The sequence below is a fragment of the Bacillus sp. JK62 genome (genome assembly GCF_053663455.1).
On the sequence record NZ_JBSJQA010000018.1, the window covers coordinates 1 to 835 of the forward strand.

Genomic DNA, 835 nt, shown 5'->3' on the forward strand with positions numbered 1-835 from the left:
AGGAAGTAAGATCCCTGAAAGATGATCAGGTTGATAGGTCTGAGGTGGAAGTGTGGCGACACATGGAGCTGACAGATACTAATCGATCGAGGACTTAACCAATTTGAATGTATGCTTACTGTTATCTAGTTTTGAGAGAATTTTTCAAAAAAACTCTTGCTTTTTCTGAAATACATAGTATAATAATACATGTCACTAAAACGTCTGGTGATGATGGCGAAGAGGTCACACCCGTTCCCATGCCGAACACGGAAGTTAAGCTCTTCAGCGCCGATGGTAGTCGGGGGTTTCCCCCTGTGAGAGTAGGACATCGCCAGGCAGACTTCATTCCGCAGTAGCTCAGTGGTAGAGCTATCGGCTGTTAACCGATCGGTCGTAGGTTCGAATCCTACCTGCGGAGCCATTTATGGAGAGCTGTCCGAGTGGCCGAAGGAGCACGATTGGAAATCGTGTAGGCGGTAACCCCGTCTCAAGGGTTCGAATCCCTTGCTCTCCGCCACTAATTATCAATACATAACAAACGAAAAAATACCAGGGCCCGTTGGTCAAGCGGTTAAGACACCGCCCTTTCACGGCGGTAACACGGGTTCGAATCCCGTACGGGTCACTTATATGATGGAGGATTAGCTCAGCTGGGAGAGCATCTGCCTTACAAGCAGAGGGTCGGCGGTTCGAGCCCGTCATCCTCCACCATTATCATCGCGGGGTGGAGCAGTTCGGTAGCTCGTCGGGCTCATAACCCGAAGGTCGCAGGTTCAAATCCTGCCCCCGCAACCAAAAAATGGTCCGGTAGTTCAGTTGGTTAGAATGCCTGCCTGTCACGCAGGAGGTCGCG

The 835-nt window shown here is 50.5% G+C and carries 5 tRNA genes and 2 rRNA genes; all 7 read left to right on the plus strand.

From position 1 onward, the window contains the following. Nucleotides 1-102: ribosomal RNA gene (locus ACWJJ4_RS19835) — 23S ribosomal RNA — on the plus strand; the annotation flags it as partial. Between the two features lie 101 nt (nucleotides 103-203). Further along, nucleotides 204-319, plus strand: a 5S ribosomal RNA gene (rrf, locus tag ACWJJ4_RS19840). Between the two features lie 9 nt (nucleotides 320-328). After that, nucleotides 329-403 (plus strand) — tRNA-Asn (locus tag ACWJJ4_RS19845). A 5-nt stretch (nucleotides 404-408) separates the two neighbouring features. Then, nucleotides 409-499: transfer RNA gene (locus ACWJJ4_RS19850), tRNA-Ser, on the plus strand. Nucleotides 500-535: 36 nt separating this feature from the next. Then, a tRNA-Glu gene (locus tag ACWJJ4_RS19855) sits at nucleotides 536-607 on the plus strand. Between the two features lie 10 nt (nucleotides 608-617). Then, a tRNA-Val gene (locus tag ACWJJ4_RS19860) sits at nucleotides 618-693 on the plus strand. Between the two features lie 7 nt (nucleotides 694-700). Next, nucleotides 701-777, plus strand: a tRNA-Met gene (locus tag ACWJJ4_RS19865). Nucleotides 778-835 lie beyond the last annotated feature (58 nt).